25 protein-coding genes are annotated in these 22243 nt (G+C 61.8%); 19 read left to right on the forward strand and 6 right to left on the reverse strand.

Annotated elements, in window-relative coordinates:
- Nucleotides 1–77: 77 nt before the first annotated feature.
- From RFM98_RS28860 to RFM98_RS28880, 5 genes are all read right to left on the reverse strand, one after another.
- The gene (locus RFM98_RS28860) at nt 78–842 is read right to left on the reverse strand and encodes an HpcH/HpaI aldolase family protein (protein ID WP_320253001.1); all 765 of its coding nucleotides are present in this window, start codon (nt 840–842) and stop codon (nt 78–80) included.
- A gap of 43 nt (nt 843–885) precedes the next feature.
- The gene (locus tag RFM98_RS28865) at nt 886–2154 is read right to left on the reverse strand and encodes an extracellular solute-binding protein (protein WP_320256357.1); all 1269 of its coding nucleotides are present in this window, start codon (nt 2152–2154) and stop codon (nt 886–888) included.
- Between the two features lie 32 nt (nt 2155–2186).
- On the reverse strand, nt 2187–3023 hold the full coding sequence (locus RFM98_RS28870) for a carbohydrate ABC transporter permease (RefSeq protein WP_042643706.1): 837 nt from the start codon (nt 3021–3023) through the stop codon (nt 2187–2189).
- Entirely contained in the window at nt 3020–3877 is an 858-nt protein-coding gene (locus tag RFM98_RS28875) for a carbohydrate ABC transporter permease (RefSeq protein ID WP_320311980.1), read from the reverse strand. The genes RFM98_RS28870 and RFM98_RS28875 overlap by 4 nt, the downstream gene beginning before the upstream one ends.
- A gap of 110 nt (nt 3878–3987) precedes the next feature.
- The gene (locus RFM98_RS28880; RefSeq protein WP_320311950.1) at nt 3988–5163 is read right to left on the reverse strand and encodes an ABC transporter ATP-binding protein; all 1176 of its coding nucleotides are present in this window, start codon (nt 5161–5163) and stop codon (nt 3988–3990) included.
- A 395-nt stretch (nt 5164–5558) separates the two neighbouring features.
- Here RFM98_RS28880 and RFM98_RS28885 point away from each other — a divergent pair, with 395 nt between their 5' ends.
- The 7 genes from RFM98_RS28885 (at nt 5559) to RFM98_RS28915 (ending at nt 10708) form a co-directional block, all read left to right on the forward strand.
- The gene (locus RFM98_RS28885; protein ID WP_040980212.1) at nt 5559–6467 is read left to right on the forward strand and encodes a LysR family transcriptional regulator; all 909 of its coding nucleotides are present in this window, start codon (nt 5559–5561) and stop codon (nt 6465–6467) included.
- Nucleotides 6468–6584: 117 nt separating this feature from the next.
- Complete coding sequence (locus tag RFM98_RS28890; RefSeq protein ID WP_320311951.1) at nt 6585–7502, forward strand: phosphonopyruvate hydrolase; 918 nt, start codon at nt 6585–6587, stop codon at nt 7500–7502.
- A gap of 357 nt (nt 7503–7859) precedes the next feature.
- Nucleotides 7860–8108 (forward strand): hypothetical protein, encoded by a 249-nt coding sequence (locus tag RFM98_RS28895; RefSeq protein ID WP_320228035.1) that lies wholly within the window; start codon nt 7860–7862, stop codon nt 8106–8108.
- A 314-nt stretch (nt 8109–8422) separates the two neighbouring features.
- Nucleotides 8423–9148, forward strand: coding sequence for a helix-turn-helix transcriptional regulator (locus RFM98_RS28900; protein ID WP_320311952.1), 726 nt, complete (start codon nt 8423–8425; stop codon nt 9146–9148).
- Between the two features lie 87 nt (nt 9149–9235).
- A complete protein-coding gene (locus RFM98_RS28905) occupies nt 9236–9904 on the forward strand; it encodes an acyl-homoserine-lactone synthase (RefSeq protein WP_320311953.1) in 669 nt (222 codons plus the stop codon).
- Nucleotides 9904–10155 (forward strand): transcriptional regulator domain-containing protein, encoded by a 252-nt coding sequence (locus RFM98_RS28910; protein WP_320311954.1) that lies wholly within the window; start codon nt 9904–9906, stop codon nt 10153–10155. Before RFM98_RS28905 ends, RFM98_RS28910 begins: the two co-directional genes overlap by 1 nt.
- Before the next feature lie 37 nt (nt 10156–10192).
- On the forward strand, nt 10193–10708 hold the full coding sequence (locus RFM98_RS28915; protein ID WP_320311955.1) for a DUF2285 domain-containing protein: 516 nt from the start codon (nt 10193–10195) through the stop codon (nt 10706–10708).
- A gap of 22 nt (nt 10709–10730) precedes the next feature.
- On the opposite strand, the gene RFM98_RS28920 is transcribed toward RFM98_RS28915, so the two are convergent.
- A complete protein-coding gene (locus tag RFM98_RS28920; protein WP_071073338.1) occupies nt 10731–10997 on the reverse strand; it encodes a DNA -binding domain-containing protein in 267 nt (88 codons plus the stop codon).
- Nucleotides 10998–11119: 122 nt separating this feature from the next.
- Between RFM98_RS28920 and RFM98_RS28925 the strand changes: the two genes are divergently transcribed.
- From RFM98_RS28925 to scpB, 12 genes are all read left to right on the forward strand, one after another.
- Entirely contained in the window at nt 11120–11332 is a 213-nt protein-coding gene (locus RFM98_RS28925) for a helix-turn-helix transcriptional regulator (RefSeq protein ID WP_320222794.1), read from the forward strand.
- Nucleotides 11333–11730: 398 nt separating this feature from the next.
- Nucleotides 11731–12693, forward strand: a complete 963-nt coding sequence (locus tag RFM98_RS28930; protein ID WP_320311956.1) for an ArdC family protein — start codon at nt 11731–11733, stop codon at nt 12691–12693.
- Between the two features lie 278 nt (nt 12694–12971).
- On the forward strand, nt 12972–13379 hold the full coding sequence (locus RFM98_RS28935; protein ID WP_320311957.1) for a DUF2958 domain-containing protein: 408 nt from the start codon (nt 12972–12974) through the stop codon (nt 13377–13379).
- Nucleotides 13380–13466: 87 nt separating this feature from the next.
- Nucleotides 13467–15197, forward strand: a complete 1731-nt coding sequence (locus RFM98_RS28940) for a ParB/RepB/Spo0J family partition protein (RefSeq protein WP_320311958.1) — start codon at nt 13467–13469, stop codon at nt 15195–15197.
- Nucleotides 15198–15732: 535 nt separating this feature from the next.
- On the forward strand, nt 15733–16056 hold the full coding sequence (locus RFM98_RS28945) for a DUF736 domain-containing protein (protein ID WP_320236964.1): 324 nt from the start codon (nt 15733–15735) through the stop codon (nt 16054–16056).
- Nucleotides 16057–16215: 159 nt separating this feature from the next.
- Complete coding sequence (locus tag RFM98_RS28950) at nt 16216–16461, forward strand: helix-turn-helix transcriptional regulator (protein WP_320222788.1); 246 nt, start codon at nt 16216–16218, stop codon at nt 16459–16461.
- A complete protein-coding gene (locus tag RFM98_RS28955; protein ID WP_320311959.1) occupies nt 16458–17006 on the forward strand; it encodes a S26 family signal peptidase in 549 nt (182 codons plus the stop codon). The genes RFM98_RS28950 and RFM98_RS28955 overlap by 4 nt, the downstream gene beginning before the upstream one ends.
- Nucleotides 16994–17680, forward strand: a complete 687-nt coding sequence (locus tag RFM98_RS28960; protein ID WP_320311960.1) for a lytic transglycosylase domain-containing protein — start codon at nt 16994–16996, stop codon at nt 17678–17680. The genes RFM98_RS28955 and RFM98_RS28960 overlap by 13 nt, the downstream gene beginning before the upstream one ends.
- Before the next feature lie 397 nt (nt 17681–18077).
- A complete protein-coding gene (locus RFM98_RS28965; RefSeq protein ID WP_320311961.1) occupies nt 18078–18407 on the forward strand; it encodes a hypothetical protein in 330 nt (109 codons plus the stop codon).
- Between the two features lie 399 nt (nt 18408–18806).
- Nucleotides 18807–20774, forward strand: coding sequence for a relaxase/mobilization nuclease RlxS (rlxS, locus tag RFM98_RS28970; RefSeq protein WP_320311962.1), 1968 nt, complete (start codon nt 18807–18809; stop codon nt 20772–20774).
- A gap of 208 nt (nt 20775–20982) precedes the next feature.
- Entirely contained in the window at nt 20983–21354 is a 372-nt protein-coding gene (locus RFM98_RS28975; RefSeq protein ID WP_320311963.1) for a DUF1403 family protein, read from the forward strand.
- 137 nt (nt 21355–21491) lie between these two features.
- Nucleotides 21492–22175 (forward strand): SMC-Scp complex subunit ScpB, encoded by a 684-nt coding sequence (gene scpB, locus RFM98_RS28980; protein WP_320311964.1) that lies wholly within the window; start codon nt 21492–21494, stop codon nt 22173–22175.
- Nucleotides 22176–22243 lie beyond the last annotated feature (68 nt).

Raw genomic sequence — 22243 nt, forward strand, 5'->3', positions numbered from 1 at the left:
CCGTTGGGGCGCGGATCATCTCAGCCTCGTTCAGCATGTCGCGCCGAGGCTTGGCGGGACATGCTGAACGGCTAACATCATGCAGAAACCGCTTCCAGTTTATATGGCGACTGCTTCAAACGACCAAGGAACTCACGAGCGCCATAGCTCAACATATGGTTGGCATGATCATAAACGAGCCGAACGCCCTTATCGACGAAGGACCCCACGTCGCTATGGTTGACGAGCGTGCCGCAGATCTTGCCTGCGTCCACTATCGTTTTGATCGCACGATCGACGACTTCGGCAACGGCTTGCGGCTTGTTGCCTTGCTGCCATTCGTAGGTGATGGGCTGAGCGCCGATCGTGAGGGCCAGGTCCCCAGGAGCAACCAAATAGGCGTCGACGCCTTCGACGGCCATGATTTGCGGCAAGTTGTTGACTGCCTCGATGGTCTCAATCATCAGGATAAGCAACCGGTCCTGGTGATCGAATGGCGCGGAGAACCTGAACCGGTCCACGATGCTCTGCGCTACTTTCGCGTCCGACACCAGCGGGATCATCAGACCATCGACGCCGCATTCGAGATACTTGGTCACCATCCATGGCGAGGGATCTTCCGGCCGCAGGATCGAAACGATTCCCGACAGACTCGAAGCGCGCGCCATCTCTTCCACCCGTTCCGGACCGGCCGAACCGTGTTCACAGTCGATGAGGACGGCATCGAACCCGCATTCAGCCAATTTTTCCACTAGGCTGGGCGACGGATGACTTGAGTGTACCAGGGTGCCGAAGCCCCCGGAACGGAGTTTTTCTTTTAGCGCGCGAGAGGCCGACAAGTCACGCTTTAGGAATGATGCCATTTGATAAAACCTTTGATTGAGGAGTGGTTGGGGTCCGGGTCGGTCAATGCAACGGCAGCAGATCGGAGACGTCACGTCCCATCTGCTCCAGTGCCTGCTTGGGTGCGACTTTCAGCAAAACCACCGATGCCAGGTGGTTCTTTATCACGGTGGTGATCTTGACTGAGTTCTCGCCTGGGAACGCTTCCCATGGTCCCATCACCGACAACGCCGGGATCAGCGCCTGGAGGTTGGGACGCGATGCATAATATTCCCGGAGCGCTTCGGTGCCGAGCGCGAGATCGTTGGCCGGGAGATAAGCCGTGTGCGTCGCCACGATTGTCTGCCCCGCGACACCTGAAGCGAACTTCATGAACTCCCATGCCTTTTGTCGCTGCTCCGGATCCTTGGAGAACATGATGCTGATGGGTCCGGCGGCGGGCAGGTGACCGGCTTCATTGGCAACCGGGAACGGCCGCATCGCAATTTGAAACTGTCCTTCGGCGCGTTTGGCGATAGCCGCGTAACTGCTGCTTGAAGTGCACAGGATGCCGATCTGACCCGCGGAAAATGCCTGTCGTGCCTGATCGCGTGACATGTCCGTTCGCGCTTGTCCGCATGCGCCGAAATCCCGCAAAATTCCAAGAGCGGCGAGCCCTTCGGGCCCGACAAATCCGACGTTGCGTTCGTCATCGGCCAAGATGCGGCCGCCAAACCCATTCAAGAGGCAATGGAACGTCCAGTTGCCACCGTTGTCGTACTCCATAAACGCGCCCACGACCTGGCCTTTGCCCATGGCATCGAGTTTGCGGCCCAGCGCCGTGATTGCTTCCCAGGAGACCGGCGGCTCGCTGACCCCAATTCGCTTCAAGAGGTCGAGGTTATAGAGGATCACCGGCATCGAGACCGCAAAGCCAAGGCCATGCATGCTTGCTCCAAAGCGGCCGATTCGTGTCACGGCCGGTGAGAAACTTTGTCCCCAACCGGCTTCGTTGCGCTGGTAATCATCCAGGCTTTGCGCAAGCTTTCTGTCGGCGAATACACGAAGACAGTTCGGGCTGATGAACAGGACGTCCGGCAGTTCCCCAACCATTGCCGAACGCAGCACGGTGGTGACGGCGGTCTCATCCTCTCGAATCGAGGTGTCTATGTTCAACGCAACGTCATGTCCCGCCTGATAGGCAGCTCCCAGCGCGGAATACATGTCGGCGAATATGGAGGGGAGCGCGACTATGCGCAGCGCATCCGAGGGCGCCGCGCGCGCGAGAGACCCCGTGGTAAGGAAGATGGATGATGAACCGGCGAGAAAATGGCGCCGCGTGATTTCGAGCATTGGTTGATCCTCATTGTATTTGTGAGCTGCGTTCATTTCACCGACCCACCAGTCATTCCCTCCACGAACCACTTCTGCGCGGCCAGGAATGCGATGAGCAAAGGGGCGACGACCAGTGTCGATGCGGCCATCAATGGGCCGTAGTCATTCCCGGCCTCTTCGTTCTTGAAGGCCATGATCCCGAGCGGCGCAGGCATCAGGTTGCCGTCGCGCACCGCAATCAGCGGCCAGAAAAGATCGTTCCAGTGAGCGACAACCGAAAAGATGGAAAACGCGATGACGGCAGGCAGCGCCATCGGCACCATGATTTTCCAGACGATGGCAAGTTCGCACAGGCCATCAAGCCGAGCCGCGTGGACAATGTCGTTCGGGATCTTCTTGAAGAATTGGCGGAAGAGAAAAATACCGAACGGTGAGACGACGTATGGAATAACCAGGGCCAGGTACGTGTTCAGGATGTCGAGCTTGTAGCAGAGGATGAACAAGGGAAGGGACAGCACCTGGTGCGGCAGAAGCAGCCCGACGAGAACCATGGCGAAAATGAAATCGCGACCCCAGAACTTGAGCTTGGCCAGAGCGTAAGCTGCCGGCGCGCACACGAGAATTTGTGCTGCCAGGATCAGAGCGCAGACAAGGAGGCCGTTGCCCATGTACCGCGGCAGAGGCACCGAAGTGATCGCCTTGGCGTAATTGTCGACACCATAAAATTGTGCCGGAAGGACCGAGAAGGTCGCCCGAAAAATCTCACCAGGCGATTTGAGCGACAGGCTGACCATCCAAACGAAGGGTACGAGAATGAATGCGGACGTGAGGACCAGCACGCCGTGGCGCAGGATAGCGGCCGCAGGAGAAAGGCGGATCGCGCTCATTGATAGTGTACCCGTATGTCCATGCCACGCGCCTGGAGCAACGTCAGCGCCACGACGATTGCGAGAAAGACGATGGCGACCGCGGCGCCATAGCCCGCGCGCAAATATTCAAAACTTTCCCGGTAGATCGTGAAAAGCAGCATTTCCGAGGAGTGGCCCGGGCCGCCTTGGGTCAGGATCTGGATCGTGTCGAAGGTTTCGAAAGCTCTGAGCGCCACAACGATGACGACGAACATGGACACCGGTCCAAGCATTGGGATGGTGACCGTTCGCAGGCGATCGAGCCAGTGATCGGCCCCGTCAACATCAGCGGCGTCGTATAAATCGAGCGGGATCGACTTCAGCCCCGCCATGAAGAGCACCATGGCGTAACCGAGATTCTGCCAGATGCCGATAACGGCGAGGACAGGCAGGGCCGTCGTTTCGTCGCGCAGCCAGTTGGCAACAGGTAAACCAAGGGCCGCGAGGCTGTGGTTGACCAGGCCGATGGTGGGATGGAGCAAGGCCTCCCACAAGATCGCCATTGCAGTTGCCGTGGCCATGAAGGGCAAGAAATGAACTGCTCGATAAAGAGCGCGGCACGAATGGCTGCTCTCTATGAGCAGCGCGATCAAAAGTCCTGCAAGGACGGTTCCCGGAACAACCATCACTACATAGACGACAGTGTTGATCAGCGACGCTCGAAAACCCTCGTCAAAGATGACTTCGCGGAAGTTTGCGAGGCCGACGAAGGAAAGCGAGCTGGCCCCGAACTGCCAGTCGCTAAACGCTATGACAAAGACGCCGATAACTGGCAGGAAGAACAGAACGACGAGAAAGATGAGAGCGGGCGCAATAAGTGCCCACCCCCACATTGCCTCATGCAACCAGTGTCTTCGTGGCAGCGAGACGCGCGACGATAGCTTGCCCGCGATCCCTTCCGCAGGCTGGGCAAGCCGACTGACAGCAGGCAGGCTTGCGCTCATCAGGCCAATTCCCTGACTGGCGTGGACGAGTGAGCGCTCGAGACGTCTCGCGCACGAACCCGACGACCGTCGCGGTTGAAGACGAGCAGCTGGTCCGATCTGACCGAGACATGCAGCGTCTGTCCGGTGACAATATGGGGTGCGCGCTCGGCGGATAGCCTGGCTATCAACGGTTGCTGGAGGCCGCACGGGTCGAAATAAACGAACAAATCGGAGCCCATATGCTCGACCATGCGTACCGAGCCGGTGATCACGCCTGGGCCGGAATGTTCAGCAAACTGGAAAGCCTCTGGGCGGATGCCGACAGTGAATCTGGACCCCGGCGCTATCTCGCAATCAATCGAAAGGGCGGAGCCTGCAAAATCGACCAAGCCAGGTTCGCGCATTGTTGCGTCCACCATGTTGATCTTTGGCGATCCGAGGAACTCAGCCACGCGTATGTCGTTCGGGTCGGCATAGATCTCCTGGGGCGGGGCAACTTGCAACATCTCGCCGTCGCGCATCACAACGACACGATCGGACAGCGTCATCGCTTCCGCCTGGTCGTGCGTCACATAGACAAATGTCACCCCAAGGCGCCTGTGCAGGTCCTTGATCTCGGCACGCATTTGGACCCTCAGCTTGGCGTCGAGATTGCTGAGCGGCTCGTCCATCAAAAACACGGCAGGATGGCGCACCATGGCGCGACCGACCGCCACCCGCTGACGTTGTCCGCCGGACAGTTGTCCCGGTTTGCGATTGAGCAGATGCGCAATTCCCAGCGCTTCGGCGGTGCGAGAAACCTCCACCTCGATCCCGCTCATCACCGGCCCGGAGCCTGGTAGCCATCGGCCGATGAGCGGCAGGCGCTGCGCGCGGCTCAGTCGTCGCATTCGCAACGGCAGGGCGATGTTCGCGGCGACAGTCATATGCGGGTAAAGCGCATAGGATTGGAACACCATCGCCACGTCGCGACGCTTCGGGCGTACTCCATCCACCACACGACCGCCAATCTCGATGCTGCCTGTGTCCTGGACCTCGAGCCCGGCCAGTATGCGCAACAATGTCGATTTTCCGCATCCCGACGGGCCGAGCAGGGTGAGGAACTCGCCATCCGCAATCGAGAGCGAAACGTCATGCAGCACCCTTGTGGCCCCGAACGACTTGCGAATATTTCTTATGGTAATTCCACTCACGCGGCGGCCTCCTCATTCCTCACGGAAGCGACGACACGCCCAGCTGACCTCGTCGCCGCGCACCGCTGATGGCAAAGGACGCAGCGCTCAAGCGGTGTGATAGACCAGCTGTCAAACGTGCCCAACGCAAGACGATTGGGTAACCTGCGCCAGATTTGACGGCGATATGCAATGCGAGCTGTCGGCTCACATTGCGCAAAGCAATAAGTAAGGAACCCAACGCTATTGAGTGGAACTGTCATGCACCCATCCTGGGGCCGGAACTGATGGCTACCGCGGTACCGCCGGGACACGACAGTCCGGTGACAAATATCGAATAATGTGATGGATGGTCCCAGTTTGGAGATGAATGGCCGTAAGGGATCAGCCCTCCAACTATTTTTCCGGAGCTACCGATGACGAGCGAAGACGAAGCAGTGCCTTTGAACGCAATCCGCGCTTTCGTAACGATCGTGCGCGAAGGAAGCCTGACGCGGGCAGCTAACGCATTAGGCACGACGCAGAGCTCAGTCAGCCGCTACCTAGCGGTTCTGGAAGGATATCTCGGGACAGACTTGATGGAACGGCGGGGCAGGCGAAGCGAACTGACCGAGTTTGGAAGATTATTCGCCAACACTGTCTCGGAGCCGCTCGATACAGTGTGCTTCACCGCTCAAAGAATGCGGCGGCGGACTCGGCCGAACGCCAACCGGATTGTCGTGCGCACATCACTTTCGACTTTTGCCTATTCATTCTTGATCCCAAATCTTCAGGCATTCTCCACCGAAATGGGCGGCGTGATGGTTGACGTGATCAGTTCGCTTTCGCTGCCGACATCCACCGACGATTTCGACATCTTGATTACACGCGACCTTTCGGTCGTCGAACCTGCCGATCATTGGGAAATCTACAACGAGCAACTCGTGTGTGTCGGCTCTCCAAATCACATAGCGGGCAAAAGTCTTTCGGTCGTTCGCTCGATGCCGATAATCAACGTCACATCTCGTCCCGACATACTCCCCACTTGGCTGAGAGGGATGAATCTGACATCAAGGGATATCAAGTCGGGCGCGCGATACGATCACAATTACCTTGCGCTGCCTGCCGTCATGACAGGAAAAAGCCTTCTTGTAGCGCCCGAGATCATCGTCAGTGACCTGGTGCGCACTGGCGCTTTGAATGTGGTGCCGGGATCGCTTACGCCAAGCGGTATGCAATACCGGGCCTATGCGGTCGATCGCTCTGACAATCCCGAACTCGCTCGCGCCTTTTGCCGGTGGTTGGCTCGACTGTGTAAGAAGGCGGCGATTTCGGAGGCTCGGTAATATCGCATTCGGCTATGGAAAGGTCTCAAAAATCGATCAATCCGTTTGATTGCCAACGACGTCGCTGAATACAGGTGGCAGTAATTCGATCATTCGTCGATTGCAGAGGCGCGCAAGATGCTGCAAAGTCAAAGCCCCAAGCACATCTCCGGAGCCTCCACGCTGACGAGCAGGGCATCTCTGCGAGCCCATATCTGCGCCGGCCATCTGGCCCACGTCATGGCGGCGCACAGTCCCTTGTCGGCAATCCTGGCCGAGGAGGCAGGCTTCGATGGCATCTGGGCCTCCGGTTTCGAACTTTCCGCTCTTTATGGACTGCCCGATGTAAGCCTTGTCTCCATGACGCGGCACCTCGACATGGTCCGTTCGATGGCCGAGCAATCATCGCTGCCGATCATAGCTGATATCGACACCGGCTTCGGCAACGCCATCAACGTGATCTACGCCATCGAGCAATACGAGCGTGCGGGCGCCGCCGCGGTGGTCATTGAAGACAAGGCTTTTCCAAAGGTGACGAGCCTCCTGGCAGATGGTCGCCAGGAACTCATCCGGACCGAGGAATTCGCGGGAAAGATTCGGGCGGCCGTTGCCACGCGCGCAGACGCGGACTTCCTCGTCATTGCGCGCACCGAAGCGCTGATCGCCGGACTGGGTGAAGCCGAGGCCCTGAAGCGGGCCAGGGCGTATGAAGAAGCTGGCGCGGACATGATCTTGATCCACTCCAAGCGCAAGACGCCCGACGAGGTGGAAAGTTTTGTACGAGCATGGCGCGGCGAAGTTCCGATAGTCATCGTGCCGACGGCCTATCCGGAAATGAACGAGTCGCGCATCCGCGCGCTCGGCAAGATTGCGATGGTGATCTATGGCAATCATGCCATTCGGGCAGCGGTCACCGCCATGAAGGACGTCTTTACCCGCATCCGCGCCGACGGCGGTATTCACCGCATCGACCCCGAAATCGTGCCTGTGGAGGAAATCTTCCGACTGCAGAAAATGGACGCCGTCAAAGCGAACGAGGATAGGTTTCTGTGGTGACGTCACCAGGGCTACTTTCCGGACCATCGAAAATAGGTCTGAGGATGACCTCCTGATGCAGCCAAGTTCGTCCGTTTCTGCATCTTCGGTGTCGGGTTCGCGGTGCCGAGCTCATTTCGGTTTTCAGTTCGCAATGCGGGCATTGGGCCTCAGGCGCCCGCGTGTCTCGTGGCAACGGATTTTTCGATGCTATGGCTTGCGGCCGAGTTTTGTTGTCTTTCCATCCATGGAGCTCAGGCTGCTGCATGGTTCGGCGCCACCATCGTGCGAGCAGGCGCCGCTTGGCCAGCTACTTTTCGCGCGAGGTATGCCTCGCTGGTGCGCTACGGCAAATGATGCAATGGAGGTTTCGCCGAATTGGAAATTTTCGAAAGGCTTGAAGCGTTGATTGATTCGCCGGGCGCGGAAACGGTCAATGAGGCACGCTCAATGCTGCGTCAATTCGAGGCGGTCGTGACTGCCGACGCGATCCACCAATTCTTGCTGGATCTGATGACCTTGGTGTTTGTGGTGGACGCTGCTCCTCAAAATTATCACGCGCCGGTGCGCAAGCTCGTCAAGGTTCGGCTGGCAATGCTCAAGATGCTTGGCGAAGCCTCGGCGTGAGCATCGGCCAAGCAAGCCTGTCGCGTGGCGCAAGCACTATTAGCCGGATGGCGAAACGGCTGAAAATCTGTCGCGGCTGCACGTTGAATGGCGCGTGCCGCGGATCCGGTGTCATCGCCTGTCGGTTCGAATTGGATGCTGAAGAGACTCGAATCGCTGTTCTGCCATCGTTGGAATGCCAGCCGGAAGGTGACGGACCGGCGATCGCGTAACGCTCCGTGCCGGCGAACGTGGCCATGTCACCTTGGCAAGCTGCCCGCCGGCTTCCGAGACTCCGAATGCCGCGCGGCGGAAGGGTCTGGGGACGACTAGGCATGCAATTTGTCTTCGAGACCTTCCTGGAGCAGCTTTCGGAAAGCGTCGATGAGACGGATTTCCGCGACGCGATGGCGCGTGCTGCCGCGGCATTCGATCTCGTCAAATTCGCCTATCTGTGCCTGCCGCCACGGGCGCCGGGAAAGCCAAGGCTGATCTCGAACTATCCGCCACGCTGGACCGCTCATTACCTGAGCAACCATTATCACGCCATCGATCCGGTGATCGCGCGGGCGCAGGGCGGCCAATGCCCGTTTCTCTGGGGGCTTCACTACAGCCGAACCGGGCTGTCGGATTTCGAGCAGAAGCTCTTCGACGAAGCGGCCGCGTTCGGCATCTGCTGCGGTTTCACCATCCCGATCCTCGACAAGCGGGGCAACGTCGCCGCCATGAGCTTTGCCGCCGACGGGCTCAATCCGGCCCTCCTGCGGGTGACCGAGCGCTACCAAGAGGCATTTCGCTTCATGGCGACCTGCTTTCATATCTGCGTCCGCCGCAAGCTCTCGGCCGATCGGGTGGTCAATGGCGTGCAGCTGACGCCGCGCGAATATGAATGCCTGGAATGGGCCGCGCAGGGCAAATCCGCACGCGACATCGCCTCGATTGTTGGCATCAGGCGCCGCACCGCCGCCTTTCACCTGGAGAACGCCAGGAAGAAGCTTGGGCTGCGCACCCGCATGCAGGCCGTGGCGCAATTCTCAGCCGCCAGAACGGGTCTCGGCTGACCAGGCACCTGTACCGCTGTACAGGCTGCTTCGGCCTGACGCCTGGCCTCCAATGGCAGGGTCAATCCCGCCAGGAGGCCGATAATCATGCTGCAGCTTATTGCTCCCGAATGGTACGGCGACTTCGCCGACGAGCTCCACGAAATGCACCGTCTGCGTCACCGTGTCTTCAAGGAGCGGCTGGACTGGGACGTCGACACCAGCGGCGGCTACGAGATCGATCGCTTCGACGCGCTGAAACCCCACTATCTGCTGCTGCGCGGCTCAATTGGCAGCGTCGACGGCTGCGTCCGGCTGCTTGCCTCGACCGGGCCGACCATGCTTGGCGATATCTTTCCGACGCTACTGGACGGACAGCCGGCGCCGCAGGATCCAAGAATCTGGGAAAGCAGTCGTTTCGCGCTCGACCTGCCGCCGTCGGCCGCCAAGGGGGCAGGCGGCATCGCTGTCGGCACCTATGCGCTCTTCGCAGGCATGATCGAGTTCGGCCTGTGGCGAGGTCTGAGCCGCATCGTCACCGTCACCGACCTGCGCATGGAGCGCATCCTGCGCCGGGCCGATTGGCCGCTCGAGCGGCTCGGCGAGCCGCGCGCGATCGGCCCCACCAAAGCCCTGGCCGGCTACCTCGGGGTCTCAAGCGAGCGCCTCGATGCCGTTCGCCGTAATGGCGGTCTTGCCGGTCCGGTGCTGTGGGCGCCGGTCAATCCACGAGGCCGCACGCTGGCTTCGCTTCGTGCTTCGGGCGGAGATACCTGATGAGCCTGCCAGAACCTGAAGCCGACCGGCCGGACTGGCGCGATGAGCGGTCCTATGACTACACCCTTGAGCTGACGCGGCGCGGCTGGGCCTGGGAATTCCTGCGGCGCAATCCGGCCTTCCGGCATGATCTGTCCCACGCATTGGAACGGGCCAGGTCTGTCGATCAGCGGCCGTCGCTCGACGTCATTTTATCCTCCGCCGACCTGTCGCGCTGGGGGCTTTTGTTTCGCGTCCTCGATGCACCGTGACGCAGCCACGTTCTGGTGTCCGCACCGATGCCCTCAGGTGTTGCCGGTCGTCGCCGAACGGGTGTCCTCCTCGCCGGCGATGCCGGCGTTCGAACCGGCGAGTCTGCCCTGCCGTGCGAGTGTGCTCAGGCTGGTTGACGGCACCCAGCATCTCCTGCTGCACAGCGCCGGCCGGCAGCTTCAGCTCGCCGTTTCGGGGCCGAGTATCCTCGGCCCCGTTCGGCTGCGCGCCGATGCGGTCTGGCCGGCCGGTGAGTGGCGGCAACGCCTCTGGGCGCTCAAATGCCTCAATAGTCTCGTTGCAGGGGAACGGTTGCCGAAAAGACTGTTTGTGCCGGAAGCGCGCGGTCGTCGCCTGCGTTTTGTTCTGCGGGCTCTTGACGGCTCAGTTGCGGGCGCCTCGTACCGAGACATCGCCGAAGCGCTGATTGGTCAGACGCGTGTGCGGGCCGACTGGACGGATCCTCGCGACCATCTGCGCGATCGCATCCGACGTGCCGTGACACGGGCTCGCGTGCTCATGAATGGCGGCTATCTCGACTTTCTTGCCTGACGTCTCGCGCCGTATAAATGCGTCAGCTGGTGAACAGCTCCCTGTAGCCCGTCGTCACCATCCAGTTCGCCCGGTCGAGATGGCTGCGGGCCGCATTGCGGGCGCGTTCTGGTTCGCGCTCCGGATCGATGCCGAGGATCAGATCGGCCATCTCCTCGTAGCTGGCGTCATCGGCGGCGGCATCCAGCAAGCGCATATAGATGGTGAAGTGCTCCTTGTCGTAAGCCGTGAGGCTGTCCGACCATGGCGCTTCATCCGCTACCGGCACGGTCGAGTGAGGCTGCAACATCGCTGATTCCATCTTCAAGAGCGGTCTCGCAAAACCCGTCCGCGAGTGGATTGAGACGCTTGGTGTGGAATACATATTATAGTTGATAAACTCAAGGAGCCTGATCCGCTGACTTCTCACGCATGGACATGCGTCAGTTGGTCGGTCGGAATGTGATAAGGATCAGGCTGAAGAAAGGTCTGACGCAGGAACAGCTCGCCGAAGTTTCCGGCTTCAGCCAGCAGTATATCAGCGGTCTGGAGAAGGGCCGCCGCAATCCGACGATCGTCACCATCTATGAACTGGCATTGGCGCTTGGCGTCAGCCACATGGATCTGGTTCGTCCCGACAAGTAATCGATCTCTGCGCGCCAATTGCTGGGCACCTGCGCGCCTCAAGGCGCGCATCGGGTGCTCGTGAACCGAGCCCGCTTGTCTTCGCGTCGCTCAGGCGGTCTCGGCCATTCGGCTTCGCCCCCTGGCGCGGGCAGCCCTTGCGGGCTGTGCCGGTCGCCGCCCTTTCGGGCGGCGTTGTTTTTTTGATTTGGCCTTCCCGGCGGCGCGGTGTGGGCGGCTCTCCCTTCTAGGCCCGCCGCGGCGGCCCGCAACCCTTCGCTCGCGCTCCGGGTCCTCCACTTGCGTTCCGGTCCTTCGGATGCAGGCCACCTCTGACGGCGGGCCTTTCCGGTCGTTTTCGCCGCCCACCCCGCTTTGCGGGGAAGAGCGCGGCGAGATTGGCGAGCGGAGATCTAATTATGCGCAAGACCGGCAAACATAGCGCTAGCGGAGAAGTTGGCGGCAAGAGGAGCGAGCCGCTTAAGGGCAGCCTTTATTCCGAGATCACAGACCGCATCATCGCCGATCTGGAGCGGGGTTGCGTGCCTTGGGTGAACCCTTGGGGCAGCGCCAAGGCCAGCCTTGGCCTGCCGAAGAATGCCGCCACGGGGCGCGGCTATTCCGGCATCAACATCCTGATCCTGTGGGGCGCGGTCATCGAAAACGGCTATGCCGGCCAGAACTGGCTCACCTTCCGGCAGGCGCTTTCCCTCGGCGGCAATGTCCGCAAAGGCGAGCACGGCACGACCATCGTGCATGCCGATCGCTTCATCCCGAAAAACGAGAAGGAACGCGCCAAGGCGGAAGATACCGAGCCGCAGGCGGTGCCGTTTCTCAAGCGCTTCACCGTCTTCAATGTCGCGCAGTGCGAGGGCCTGCCCGACGCGCTTTACAGCCAGCCCGAGCCGCTGCCCGAACGCCAGATCATCCCGCATGCCGAGGCGCTTGTCCGCAAAACCGGTGCCAATATCCGCATCGGCGGCGACCGCGCCTTTTACATGCCGTCTGCCGATTTTGTTCAACTGCCGCCGCAACCGGCGTTCTTCGAGCAGATCAACTATTACCGAACCTGCTTCCACGAGCTTGGCCATTGGACCGGGCACCCAACGCGGCTTGCGCGTGACCTCTCCGGCTCGTTCGGCACCAAGGCTTATGCGCGCGAGGAACTGGTGGCAGAGATCACGGCTGCCTTCACCTGCTCGAGCCTCGGCATCGAGCCGACCGTGCGTCACGCCGACTATATCGCCTCATGGCTCGAGGTGCTGCGCGAGGACAACCGCGCCATTTTCCGCGCTGCCAGCCTTGCCTCGAAAGCCGCCGATTTCCTGCTGGCCTTCCAGACGGATGCCGAAACCAAGATGCGCAAAGGGATCGCGGCATGAGCGCTCCCGAATCCCGTTGCGCTGCAGAGCGAGCCGACGCCGCAACGCGAGCAGACGCTCGTTGCCGATGTCCGTCCGGCCGACCTCTTCGCCCGCCGAAGCGGGCTTCGCGAAGGCGGGTCACCGCCCGCGACCGGCTTGACCTTTTGATGGACGCGCCGATGCGCCCGCGCGCGGCGCAGGAAGACGCTCGATTTCGACCGCTTCGACGAAGCCAAACGAAACCAGCTCGACCTGTTCTGACCCAGTTCGACCTGTTCTGACAAGGAAGCTTTGCCATGATCCTGATCACCGACGAATTGCGCGCCCGCCTGCTCGCCAATGGTGCCGCCGAAATCGAAACCGACCATGTCCCGGTCGTCAAACTGTTCAATCCGGTCGGCGCCGCGACTTGGCTTCTGAGCGAACTCGACGCCGACGGCGGCACGCTGTTCGGCCTTTGCGATCTCGGCTTCGGCTTCCCGGAACTCGGCAGCGTCAGCCTCGCCGAACTGCAAGCCGTCAAGGGACCGCTTGGCCTCGGCATCGAGCGCGATCTCTATTTTCGTGCGCGGTTTCCGCTCTCGGTCTACGCGCAAGCCGCCCGGATTGCCGGCCACATTACCGAGGCCGAGCGGCTTTTGCGGCAGGCCGCCGCCGCTCTCGAAATCCCCACTCCCGAGCTTCCGCCAGACCGGGCGGAATGACCGCGCCGCCATGCGCACAACATCCCGCCGCTCGGCCTGCGGCCTCGCGGTGGGGCTTTTAAAAGCCCAGACAAAGGAGAAAGACCCATGCAGCTTGCCCATATTTCCCTCGACCAGTTGAGCGTTTCCGCCATCAACATGCGTCATTCAAAGCGCCCGCCAGACATATCCGACATCCTGCCGTCGGTCAGGGCGCGCGGCGTGCTCGTGCCGCTTCTGATCCGGCCCAATGGCACGCCGGACAGCTTCGAAATCGTCGCCGGGCGGCGGCGCTATTTCGCAGCCAAAACGGTCGCCGACGAGCGCGGCGAGGCCGAACCGCTGCCCTGCGCCATCATGGAAGAAGGCGACGACGCCGATGCGCTGGAGGCCTCGCTCATCGAGAACATCGCCCGCCTCGACCCTGATGAAGTCTCGCAGTGGGAGACCTTTACGCGCCTGATCAAGGAGGGGAGGGGCGTCGCCGACATTGCCGCCACCTTCGGCCTCACCGAGACTCAGGTGAAGCGCATTCTGGCGCTCGGCGACCTGTTGCCGAAGATACGCGAAGCCTATCGCCGCGAGGAGATCGACACCGAAACGGTGCGGCATCTCACCATGGCTTCCAAGGCGCAGCAGAAGGACTGGCTCGCGCTTTATGCCGACCCCGATCAACATGCGCCACGCGGCTGGCAATTGAAGCAATGGCTGTTCGGCGGCCAGTCGATTTCGACCAAGGTGGCGCTGTTTCCAATCGAGGACTATCCCGGCCTGATCGTCTCCGACCTGTTCGGCGAGGACAGCTATTTCGCCGATGCCGACCTGTTCTGGCAAAAGCAGAACGAGGGCATTGCCGCCAGGCGCGAGGCCTATCTGGAAGCCGGTTGGATCGAGGTGGTCGCGCTCGAACCGGGCCAGTATTTCCATTCGTGGGACTACGAAAAGACGCCGAAGAAAAAGGGCGGCAAGGTGATCATCACCGTCTCGCAGCGCGGCGAGGTGGAATGTCATGAGGGCTATCTGTCGCGCAAGGAAGCGCGCCGCGTCCGCGCAGAAGGCGACTTTGGTGAGGAAGCCGAACCGCGTGCCAAACCGTCGCGTCCCGAGTTGAGCGGGCCGATGCAGAACTATGTCGATCTGCATCGTCACGCCGCCGTGCGCACCGCCTTGCTCGATCATCCGGGCGCAGCACTGCGCTTGATGGTGGCGCATGCCGTTGTCGGCTCGAGCCTGTGGACGGTACGTCCCGAGCCGCAGCGCGCGGCCAACGAAACGGTGGCCGCCAGCATCGCCGCTTGTAAGGCTGAAGCCGTCTTCGGTGAGAAGCAACGCGAGGTTCTGACCCTGCTCGGTTGTGTCGATGAGGATGGCCCGGTGACCGGTGGCAATGGCGACGACTTTGCGCTGGCCAGCGTCTTCGCCCGTCTGCTGGCACTCCCACACGACGATGTCCTGCGCGTTCTGGCGCTGGTCATGGCCGAGACGCTTTGCACGGGCAGCGCGATTGTCGAAGCGCTCGGCAATCATCTTGGCCTCGACATGCGCGGCCATTGGCAGGCCGACGATGCCTTCTTCGAGCTGTTGCGCGACCGGCAAGTCGCCACCGAAATCCTCGCCGATGTCGGCGGCAGGCTCGTCGCCGATGGCAATTCTTCGCAGAAGCTGAAGACGCAAAAGAAGATCATCCGCGACTTCCTTTGCGGCGAGAACGGCAGGCAAAAAGTCGACGGCTGGCTGCCGCGCTGGATGGCATTCCCGGTGTCGAGCTACACGGACCGTGGCGGTTTGCGCACCGCCGATCAGTGGGCGAAGGTCCAGACGCTGTTCGTGTCGGAATGATCCTCGCATGGCGGGCGGCGACGTTTTCTGGCGTCGCCGCTCGTGCGCCAACCGGGCAGCATTTATCGCTCGGCAAAGTCTCCTGCAGACCGCAGCGCCGGTCCGGTTTCAGCCGCGCGTACCGGCCGACAGCAGTTCGAAAACACCCGGACAGGTGGTGGCAATCTGGCGCTTTGTGCCTGGCACGATAGCGCTGGCACGGCGCTGGAGCGTCCGCAAACCTGTCCTCGGCCAACGTCTGCCTGGCTACCGGGACCGCGTCTTCGCGACATCTCCTTTTGCTCGTGCGAGCACCATTCCCCTGCCGCTGGCTTGATGACCTATGGGCGGATCCGGCCCGCCCGAAACCCTCGGCCAGCAGCTTTTTTCCCCGCCGCCTGCGGCGGCTCCTCGCGCCCGCTTCGCTTCAAAAAAGCTGCCGCTCGGGTCCTCCGCTGCCGCTGCGGCCCTCCGGGTTCAGCCGGCCCGGACGCGCCCATCACGGTCCGCCATCGCAGGGGAATGGTCCCCGGCGAGAGCAAAAGGAGACTTTCAAATGACCGCGATCGGATACGTTACCAAGCAGGACAATGGCGGCTACAAAGGCCAGCTCAAGACGCTCAGCGTCCGCGCCGACATCGCCATCGTGCCCAACCAGTCAAAGAGCGCCGACACCCATCCCGACTTTAGGGTGCTCACGCAAGGCGTGGAGGTCGGTGCCGGCTGGACCAGGATCGGCGAGGCATCCGGCAAGGACTATGTGAGCCTGTCGATCGCAGCACCGGAGTTCGGCCCGAGAAAACTCTACGCCAATCTCGGCCGCGCCGCCGGCCAGGATGACGACGACACCTTCGCCATCATCTGGAACCCGGCCGACTGACGCAACAGGCCCCCGCGCCACTGGCGCGGGGGCTCTTTCAGCCGAACTGAGCCAGCCCGCAGGGGCGGCGAAAACTCGCCGTTGACTCTTCGCCCGTCCCGCAAGCGCTTTTCCTTGCCGATCCTCCCACCGTCTTCAGCCGACGAAACGAGGATCATCATGGACGACGAAAACGAACGCGCCGCCCGCGCCAAGAAGGGCAGTCCGTTCCTCAACACCGCGCAGGCCGCTTTCTATGTCGGGCTCTCTCAGCGGACTTTGGAAAAGATGCGGCTCAAGGGCGGTGGCCCGCAATTTCGCAAGCACGGCCGCTTCGTCCGCTACCACATCGACGAGCTCGACGCCTGGTCGAAAGGCCAGCCGAAGGGCTTTGACGCCGATGACAATCGCGCAGGCCAGCCATGATCGCGCGGCCTTCTCTTCATCTGATCGGCAGCCGTTTGCGGCGCGTTCGCGCGCGCAAGACGCTTGCCGCGGCAAGCATCGGCCTTGGCCTGATCGGCTTTACCGCTTTCGTCAAGCCGACGCCCGTCCTGGTCTGGAATGCCTCGGCCAGCGCGCCAATCGGGCTCTATGGCCTTGGCCTTGGTGCCGCTCGCGCCGGCGATTTCGTGCTTGTCCGCTTGCCCAAAATGGCCGCTCACCTCGCCGACCAACGCGGCTATCTGCCTCGCAACGTGCCGCTGGTGAAGCGTATCGCCGCACTGCCGCACGAGCATGTCTGCGCCTTCAATGACGCCATCATCATCGGCGGCGAGATCGTGGCACGCCGCGTTCCGGTCGACACGCAAGGCCGAACCTTGCCTTGGTGGAACGAATGCCGGGCACTCACCGGCGACGAAGTTTTCCTGATCAATGGCGAGGCTCCCGGCTCCTTCGACAGCCGGTATTTCGGGCCGGTGCCGGCCGCCAATATCGTCGGGAGGCTCGTGCCGCTATGGACCGAGTGACCCTCCTGATTTTGGGCATGGTGTCGATCGCACCATGCGCCTGTTCCGCCGCGACCGGCGCACAGCCGGCCGTCATCTCCCAAGGTCCGCAGCTGGCAAGATGGCAAGAGTTCGTTGCCGAGGCAAGCCAGCGCTTCAGTGTTCCACAGTCCTGGATTTATGCCGTCGTGGATGCCGAAAGCCGTGGGCAGACCATGCTCAACGGTCGGCCGATCACTTCACGAGCCGGTGCGATTGGGCTGATGCAGGTGATGCCCGACACCTATGAGGAACTGCACGTCGAGCACGATCTCGGAGCCGATCCGCACGATCCGCGCGACAATATTCTGGCCGGTACAGCCTATCTGCGCGCCATGTATGATCGCTTCGGCTTTCCTGGGCTGTTCGCAGCCTACAACGCCGGGCCGGATCGATATGAGGCGCATCTGGAACGCGGGAAGCCGCTGCCGAGAGAGACAGTCTTGTATCTCCAACAGCTTAAGGCGGCGGGTGTTTCGGCGGCCGACATGGATCAGTTCAAGGGCAAATCTCGACCCCCAAAAGCGCCGAAAATCTCCTTAGGGCGCGAATTGTTTTTCCTGAGGGATGGCGTTTCGGCGGGCGGTTCGAGTGGCGGAATTCTGGTGCCGCTCGGGTCTCAGCCAAGTGGGTCAGCGCGGCCGGACGGCAGATGAGGGCAAGGTGCCGGGCGGGCGGTGGGGCACGCTATTGCCCTCCCTTGAACGAGCGCCAGATGGGCACCAGCCGCTACACGGTTTGGGCGCATCCGCGTGACGATCGTCTCGCGGCGCTGCGCCGCCAGTACGGGTGGGAGGGCGCAGGACCGGCTGGTCGCCGGATACGGACACGGGCCCCGGTCGGGGCCGTGGGTTATCTCTCTCTGACTGCCCATTGTGGCACCGCCTCTGCGGCGTCAAGGACGAGCGGTCCCCCCCATTTTGCCGCCGGACGCTGAAGCGCCGACGACCAAATCGGCTCCCCCGCACGCCGCGTTGCGGTCGCTAAAGCGATCCTTGACCCGTCGATGCGCCGGTGCGGTCCCCTTCCGTCAGAGAACGAAAGGAGATTTCCATGACACATCGCAAAATCGTCAGCATCGACGGCGGCAGAGCAGAATATTGGCGGCAGCGCAAGCTGGGCTTCCTGCTCATCCATGAGGCCGAGTGGGCGCTTTCGCGCCTGAATCGGGCGCCGATGTACCTCCACGGCGGCTATGACGAGAACGGCGACGTCATCGCCATCGAAAACCTGCGGCCATATGCCGACATGGAGGACGCGATCCGGGCGATCGAGGCGAACGAGACGGCCGTCAGCATCCTGGTCGCGCAACGCCGCACCAAGATCGGCGACCATGAGGTCAAGGCGGTGATCCGGGAGCTTAAGGATCGGGACCGCGACTAAAGTCGAGACGGGAGACGGCATCCGTCGCCTCTCGTCCTATGTCGCCACCGCGGAATTCCGATCGCGCGGCCGCATCTCAGCGGCGCGTTGCACGCCGTTAGGCGCCGAGCTCGAAGTAGCGCATGGACGGAGGCAACAATCCGCCCGTGAGCTTGGCTTATGTACGACTGAAATGAATCATGCCGTCTTTACTGCGATGGAGTTGGAGTTGAGCAATTGATATTGATGAATTATTGCAGGTTGATGGGGTGTCTAATTGGTAAGGCAAGATAAAGGTGCCGCCTCCTGGAGGCGACGAAGTCTTTGTCTGCACATCGTTTTTCCAGGAGGCTGCTTGCGGCACCAGGAGGCAGGAATCCGCAAGTTTCTGATTTTGCTTCAAGTTAGCCGGAGGTTGCGATGTCGGACGACGAATTCAGGCCTAAGCTCGGCAAGATCGGGTCGCGCGGATCGAAGGCAGGCAAACGCTACGCTGGGCAGGTTCGGGCGGCGATCAACAGGGCCGGCGGCAAGCCCTCTCGCGGTGGTCGCTTCACGGGAAGCCGGACAGGGCGCGGCGGAGCGGCCGCCGCGCTGTTGAAATCACGCGATCGCTACGCCGCTTTCCGACAGCGGCGGGTCGTTGTTAAGGCGCGCGTCGTCAGGCTGGCCGGCAAGGGCGTTGACGGTGCGCGTGTGCACCTCCGCTATCTTCAGCGCGGCGGCGTCACCCGTGAAAACGAGGCTGGCGAGCTCTACGGAGCTGATAGCGATCAGGTCGACGGCAAGGCCTTCATCGATCGGGCGAACGGCGACCGGCATCAGTTCCGCTTCATCGTCGCAGCCGAAGACGGCATCGAGTACGAGGACCTCAAACCGCTAACACGGCGCCTCATGGCGCAGATGGAAGAAGACCTCGGCACGAAACTCGACTGGATTGCCGTCGATCATTTCAACACCGGCCACCCGCATACGCATATCATCCTCCGTGGCAAGGATGATCGGGGCGAGAATCTCGTCATCGCGCGGGAGTACATCTCCTCTGGGCTGCGCGAGCGGGCCGCCGAGTTGGTCAGCCTCGACCTCGCCCCGCACACCGACCGCGAGATCGAGCAGCGCCTGCGCCAGGAGATGGAGCAAGAACGCTTCACCAGCATCGACCGCCAACTGCTACGAATGCGTGACGAGTATGGAATTGTTTCTCCGGTCGGCCGCGACGCGTTTCGCCAGACATTGCATCAGGGTCGCCTGCGCAAGCTCGAGCGGATGGATCTTGCAGCGGAGGCCGGCACAGCCCGCTGGCGCCTTGATGATGGGCTCGAAGCAACGCTGCGTCGGTTGGGCGAGCGCGGCGATATCATCAAGACCATGCATCGCGAACTGACCAGCAAGGGAATCGCGCGCAGTGCCGCCGATTATGTTGTCTACGATGCGGGACAGAATGCCGAGCCTATCGTCGGCCGCGTTGTTGCTCGTGGGCTGGCAGACGAGATTAACGACCGCCATTACCTTATCGTCGATGGCTTGGACGGCAAAAGCCATTACATCGATATCGGCAAAGGCGAGGCGACGGAGCCTACGTCGGAGGGCTGCATCGTGCGGGTCACGCCGCGAAGCACGGAGCCCAGGCAAGTTGACCGGACCATTGCCGGGATCGCTGCAGCGAATGGCGGGCGCTACAACGTCGATATTCATCTGAGGCAGGACCCTTCCGCTACCGAACGCTTTGCCGAGACGCATGTCCGGCGGCTGGAAGCGATCCGGCGAGCCGCCGGCGGCTTGGAGCGCCAGCCGGACGGAACCTGGATCATCGCGCCGGATCATCTCGATCGTGTTGCGGAATACGAGCGCGATCGCGCGAAGGCGGAGCCAGTCCTGGTCGATAAGCTCTCATCGCTGCCGCTGGAGAAGCAAGTCAGTTTCGACGGTGCCACCTGGATTGATCAGGAGCTAGTTTCCGATGCGCCTGAGACACTGCGCAAATCCGGCTTTGGCCGTGACGTGCATGAGGCGCAGGCTCGCCGGAGGCAATGGCTGATTGCGCAGGGTTTGGCGCGTGAAGAGCAGGACCGGATCGTCTATCGCGCAAACATGATTTCGATCTTGCGCCAGCGCGAGCTAAACCGCGTTGCCGGTCAGCTTTCGAGCGAGCTCGGGCTCTCCTATTTCGAAGCAAAGCTCGGAGATCGACTGGAAGGCAAGGTGGTCCGATCGGTCGAACTCGCCAGCGGGAAATACGCCGTCATTGAAAAGTCGCGTGAGTTCACTCTCGTGCCGTGGCGGCCAGTGCTTGACCGACATGTCGGAAAGCAGGTCTCCGGGATCATGAGCGGGGAGGGGATTTCATGGACCATCGGTCGGCAAAGGAGCGGACCGACTGTTTCGTGACCTGCTTGCACTGAGCCGCCGCCGGTATTTGGCCCAAGAGGATGCAGTCAATGGCAGAAGTTAGCCGACAAATCTAATTAGACCTAGCCTACGGTTACGTAAATGATTGATAAGGCAACATTATCAGTCGTTTTGTCGCGCCGACAGGCTGTGCGTTCTTATGCGAAAATCATCGCCAAAAGTGCACGCGCGCTTTACCCTTGAAAGCATGATTCGCCTTGATCCCGCGACTGCCAGCTGCGTCGCGCCGCCGACTGTCCCTGCCTGGGCGCTTGCCGCCGGCGGAGCGCTCAACAACGATGTCGACGCCGCCTTCCAGGCCGGCGCTGCGCTGGGCACACTCGATACGCTGGTTCGGGCGCAGCCTGCCTGGGCCGGCGCCTGGCGCCAGCGGCGGGCGCTCAAATGCGCCGCCGCCAGCATGCGGCTGGCCGGCCGCGCCGGGGATGAAGCCGCCTTGCGCGATGCCTGGCAGCTTTGCCGGCCGGCGCCGATCCCGGCCCCGCCGGCGCCATTTTTGGGGCCTGGCGGCAGCTGGCGCTGCAGCCGCCGGCGACGTGATTTTTTTGCTCCTGAATGAAGAGGCTGTCGCCGGATCGCTTGTGACAAAGAACCTGTCGCGTTTTGCGGCGCGGCGCCTGTTCGAACGCCTCCGCAATTGGATGCCGTGCGCGAGCTGTCGGGCCGCACCAGCTTCCGGCTGTTTGGGCTGTAGCGATGAGCCAAGCGTCCGCCCGCCGCATGCGGAACGACCAGCCGGCGCTGCTGGACACCGAGCTCGAGCGCCTGCCGCCCGAACTGCGCTGGCGCGAGTGGATGGGTCGCGTCGAAGCGGTGATCTTTGCGGCCAGCGAACCGGTGACACGTAGTGTCCTCGCACGGGTGGTGGGAAGAAACTGCAACATCGATCTAATCATCGACGACATTCGCGCCGAGCTCGCCGGCCGCCCCTACGAACTGGTTCCCGTCGCCGGCGGCTGGCAGCACCGGACCAAGAAGGTCTTTGGCGACGCCATCCACGCCGCATTCGGGACTGCCGCGGGGCAGGGTGCAAAAGAGCTGACGCAGTCGGAGGCGCTTGTCCTGATGTGCATTGCCTATTTCCAGCCGATCACGCGGGGCGAGCTGTCATCCTTCTTCGGCAAGGAGGTTTCGCGCGATCTGATCGGTGTGCTGCGCGTGCAGGACCTCATCGCCTCGGGGCCGCGCAGCCCGCAGCCAGGCGCGCCTTACACCTATGTGACGACGAAAAACTTCCTGTCGCAGTTCGGGCTCGACACGCTGCGCCAGCTGCCGGATTTCGAGGCGCTCGAGGATGCCGGGCTGCTGTCGAAGGAAAAGCTGCTGGCTGGCGACATCATGCCCGAGTTTTCCGATCGGTATGGTAAAGATGGGGCGTGAAGGGTCGTTGTGATGGGTATCTCGACAGTCCACCGGAGATCGCCGATGGCCAAGCGATGAATAGGAAA

This window comes from Mesorhizobium australafricanum (assembly GCF_033977265.1).
Lineage (GTDB): Bacteria > Pseudomonadota > Alphaproteobacteria > Rhizobiales > Rhizobiaceae > Mesorhizobium > Mesorhizobium australafricanum.

What these genes read in the sequence shown, in the direction of transcription:
- RFM98_RS28960 (WP_320311960.1), top strand. Translation starts at nt 16,994, where the DNA reads ATGGACCGAGTGACCCTCCTGATTTTGGGCATGGTGTCGATCGCACCA.
- RFM98_RS28870 (WP_042643706.1), bottom strand. Translation starts at nt 3,023, where the DNA reads ATGAGCGCGATCCGCCTTTCTCCTGCGGCCGCTATCCTGCGCCACGGC.
- RFM98_RS28920 (WP_071073338.1), bottom strand. Translation starts at nt 10,997, where the DNA reads ATGTTGCAGCCTCACTCGACCGTGCCGGTAGCGGATGAAGCGCCATGG.
- RFM98_RS28860 (WP_320253001.1), bottom strand. Translation starts at nt 842, where the DNA reads ATGGCATCATTCCTAAAGCGTGACTTGTCGGCCTCTCGCGCGCTAAAA.
- RFM98_RS28885 (WP_040980212.1), top strand. Translation starts at nt 5,559, where the DNA reads ATGACGAGCGAAGACGAAGCAGTGCCTTTGAACGCAATCCGCGCTTTC.
- RFM98_RS28925 (WP_320222794.1), top strand. Translation starts at nt 11,120, where the DNA reads ATGGACATGCGTCAGTTGGTCGGTCGGAATGTGATAAGGATCAGGCTG.
- RFM98_RS28905 (WP_320311953.1), top strand. Translation starts at nt 9,236, where the DNA reads ATGCTGCAGCTTATTGCTCCCGAATGGTACGGCGACTTCGCCGACGAG.
- RFM98_RS28875 (WP_320311980.1), bottom strand. Translation starts at nt 3,877, where the DNA reads ATGTGGGGGTGGGCACTTATTGCGCCCGCTCTCATCTTTCTCGTCGTT.
- RFM98_RS28945 (WP_320236964.1), top strand. Translation starts at nt 15,733, where the DNA reads ATGACCGCGATCGGATACGTTACCAAGCAGGACAATGGCGGCTACAAA.
- RFM98_RS28910 (WP_320311954.1), top strand. Translation starts at nt 9,904, where the DNA reads ATGAGCCTGCCAGAACCTGAAGCCGACCGGCCGGACTGGCGCGATGAG.
- RFM98_RS28965 (WP_320311961.1), top strand. Translation starts at nt 18,078, where the DNA reads ATGACACATCGCAAAATCGTCAGCATCGACGGCGGCAGAGCAGAATAT.
- RFM98_RS28955 (WP_320311959.1), top strand. Translation starts at nt 16,458, where the DNA reads ATGATCGCGCGGCCTTCTCTTCATCTGATCGGCAGCCGTTTGCGGCGC.
- RFM98_RS28890 (WP_320311951.1), top strand. Translation starts at nt 6,585, where the DNA reads ATGCTGCAAAGTCAAAGCCCCAAGCACATCTCCGGAGCCTCCACGCTG.
- RFM98_RS28865 (WP_320256357.1), bottom strand. Translation starts at nt 2,154, where the DNA reads ATGCTCGAAATCACGCGGCGCCATTTTCTCGCCGGTTCATCATCCATC.
- RFM98_RS28975 (WP_320311963.1), top strand. Translation starts at nt 20,983, where the DNA reads ATGATTCGCCTTGATCCCGCGACTGCCAGCTGCGTCGCGCCGCCGACT.
- RFM98_RS28900 (WP_320311952.1), top strand. Translation starts at nt 8,423, where the DNA reads ATGCAATTTGTCTTCGAGACCTTCCTGGAGCAGCTTTCGGAAAGCGTC.
- scpB (WP_320311964.1), top strand. Translation starts at nt 21,492, where the DNA reads ATGAGCCAAGCGTCCGCCCGCCGCATGCGGAACGACCAGCCGGCGCTG.
- RFM98_RS28930 (WP_320311956.1), top strand. Translation starts at nt 11,731, where the DNA reads ATGCGCAAGACCGGCAAACATAGCGCTAGCGGAGAAGTTGGCGGCAAG.
- RFM98_RS28940 (WP_320311958.1), top strand. Translation starts at nt 13,467, where the DNA reads ATGCAGCTTGCCCATATTTCCCTCGACCAGTTGAGCGTTTCCGCCATC.
- RFM98_RS28950 (WP_320222788.1), top strand. Translation starts at nt 16,216, where the DNA reads ATGGACGACGAAAACGAACGCGCCGCCCGCGCCAAGAAGGGCAGTCCG.
- rlxS (WP_320311962.1), top strand. Translation starts at nt 18,807, where the DNA reads ATGTCGGACGACGAATTCAGGCCTAAGCTCGGCAAGATCGGGTCGCGC.
- RFM98_RS28935 (WP_320311957.1), top strand. Translation starts at nt 12,972, where the DNA reads ATGATCCTGATCACCGACGAATTGCGCGCCCGCCTGCTCGCCAATGGT.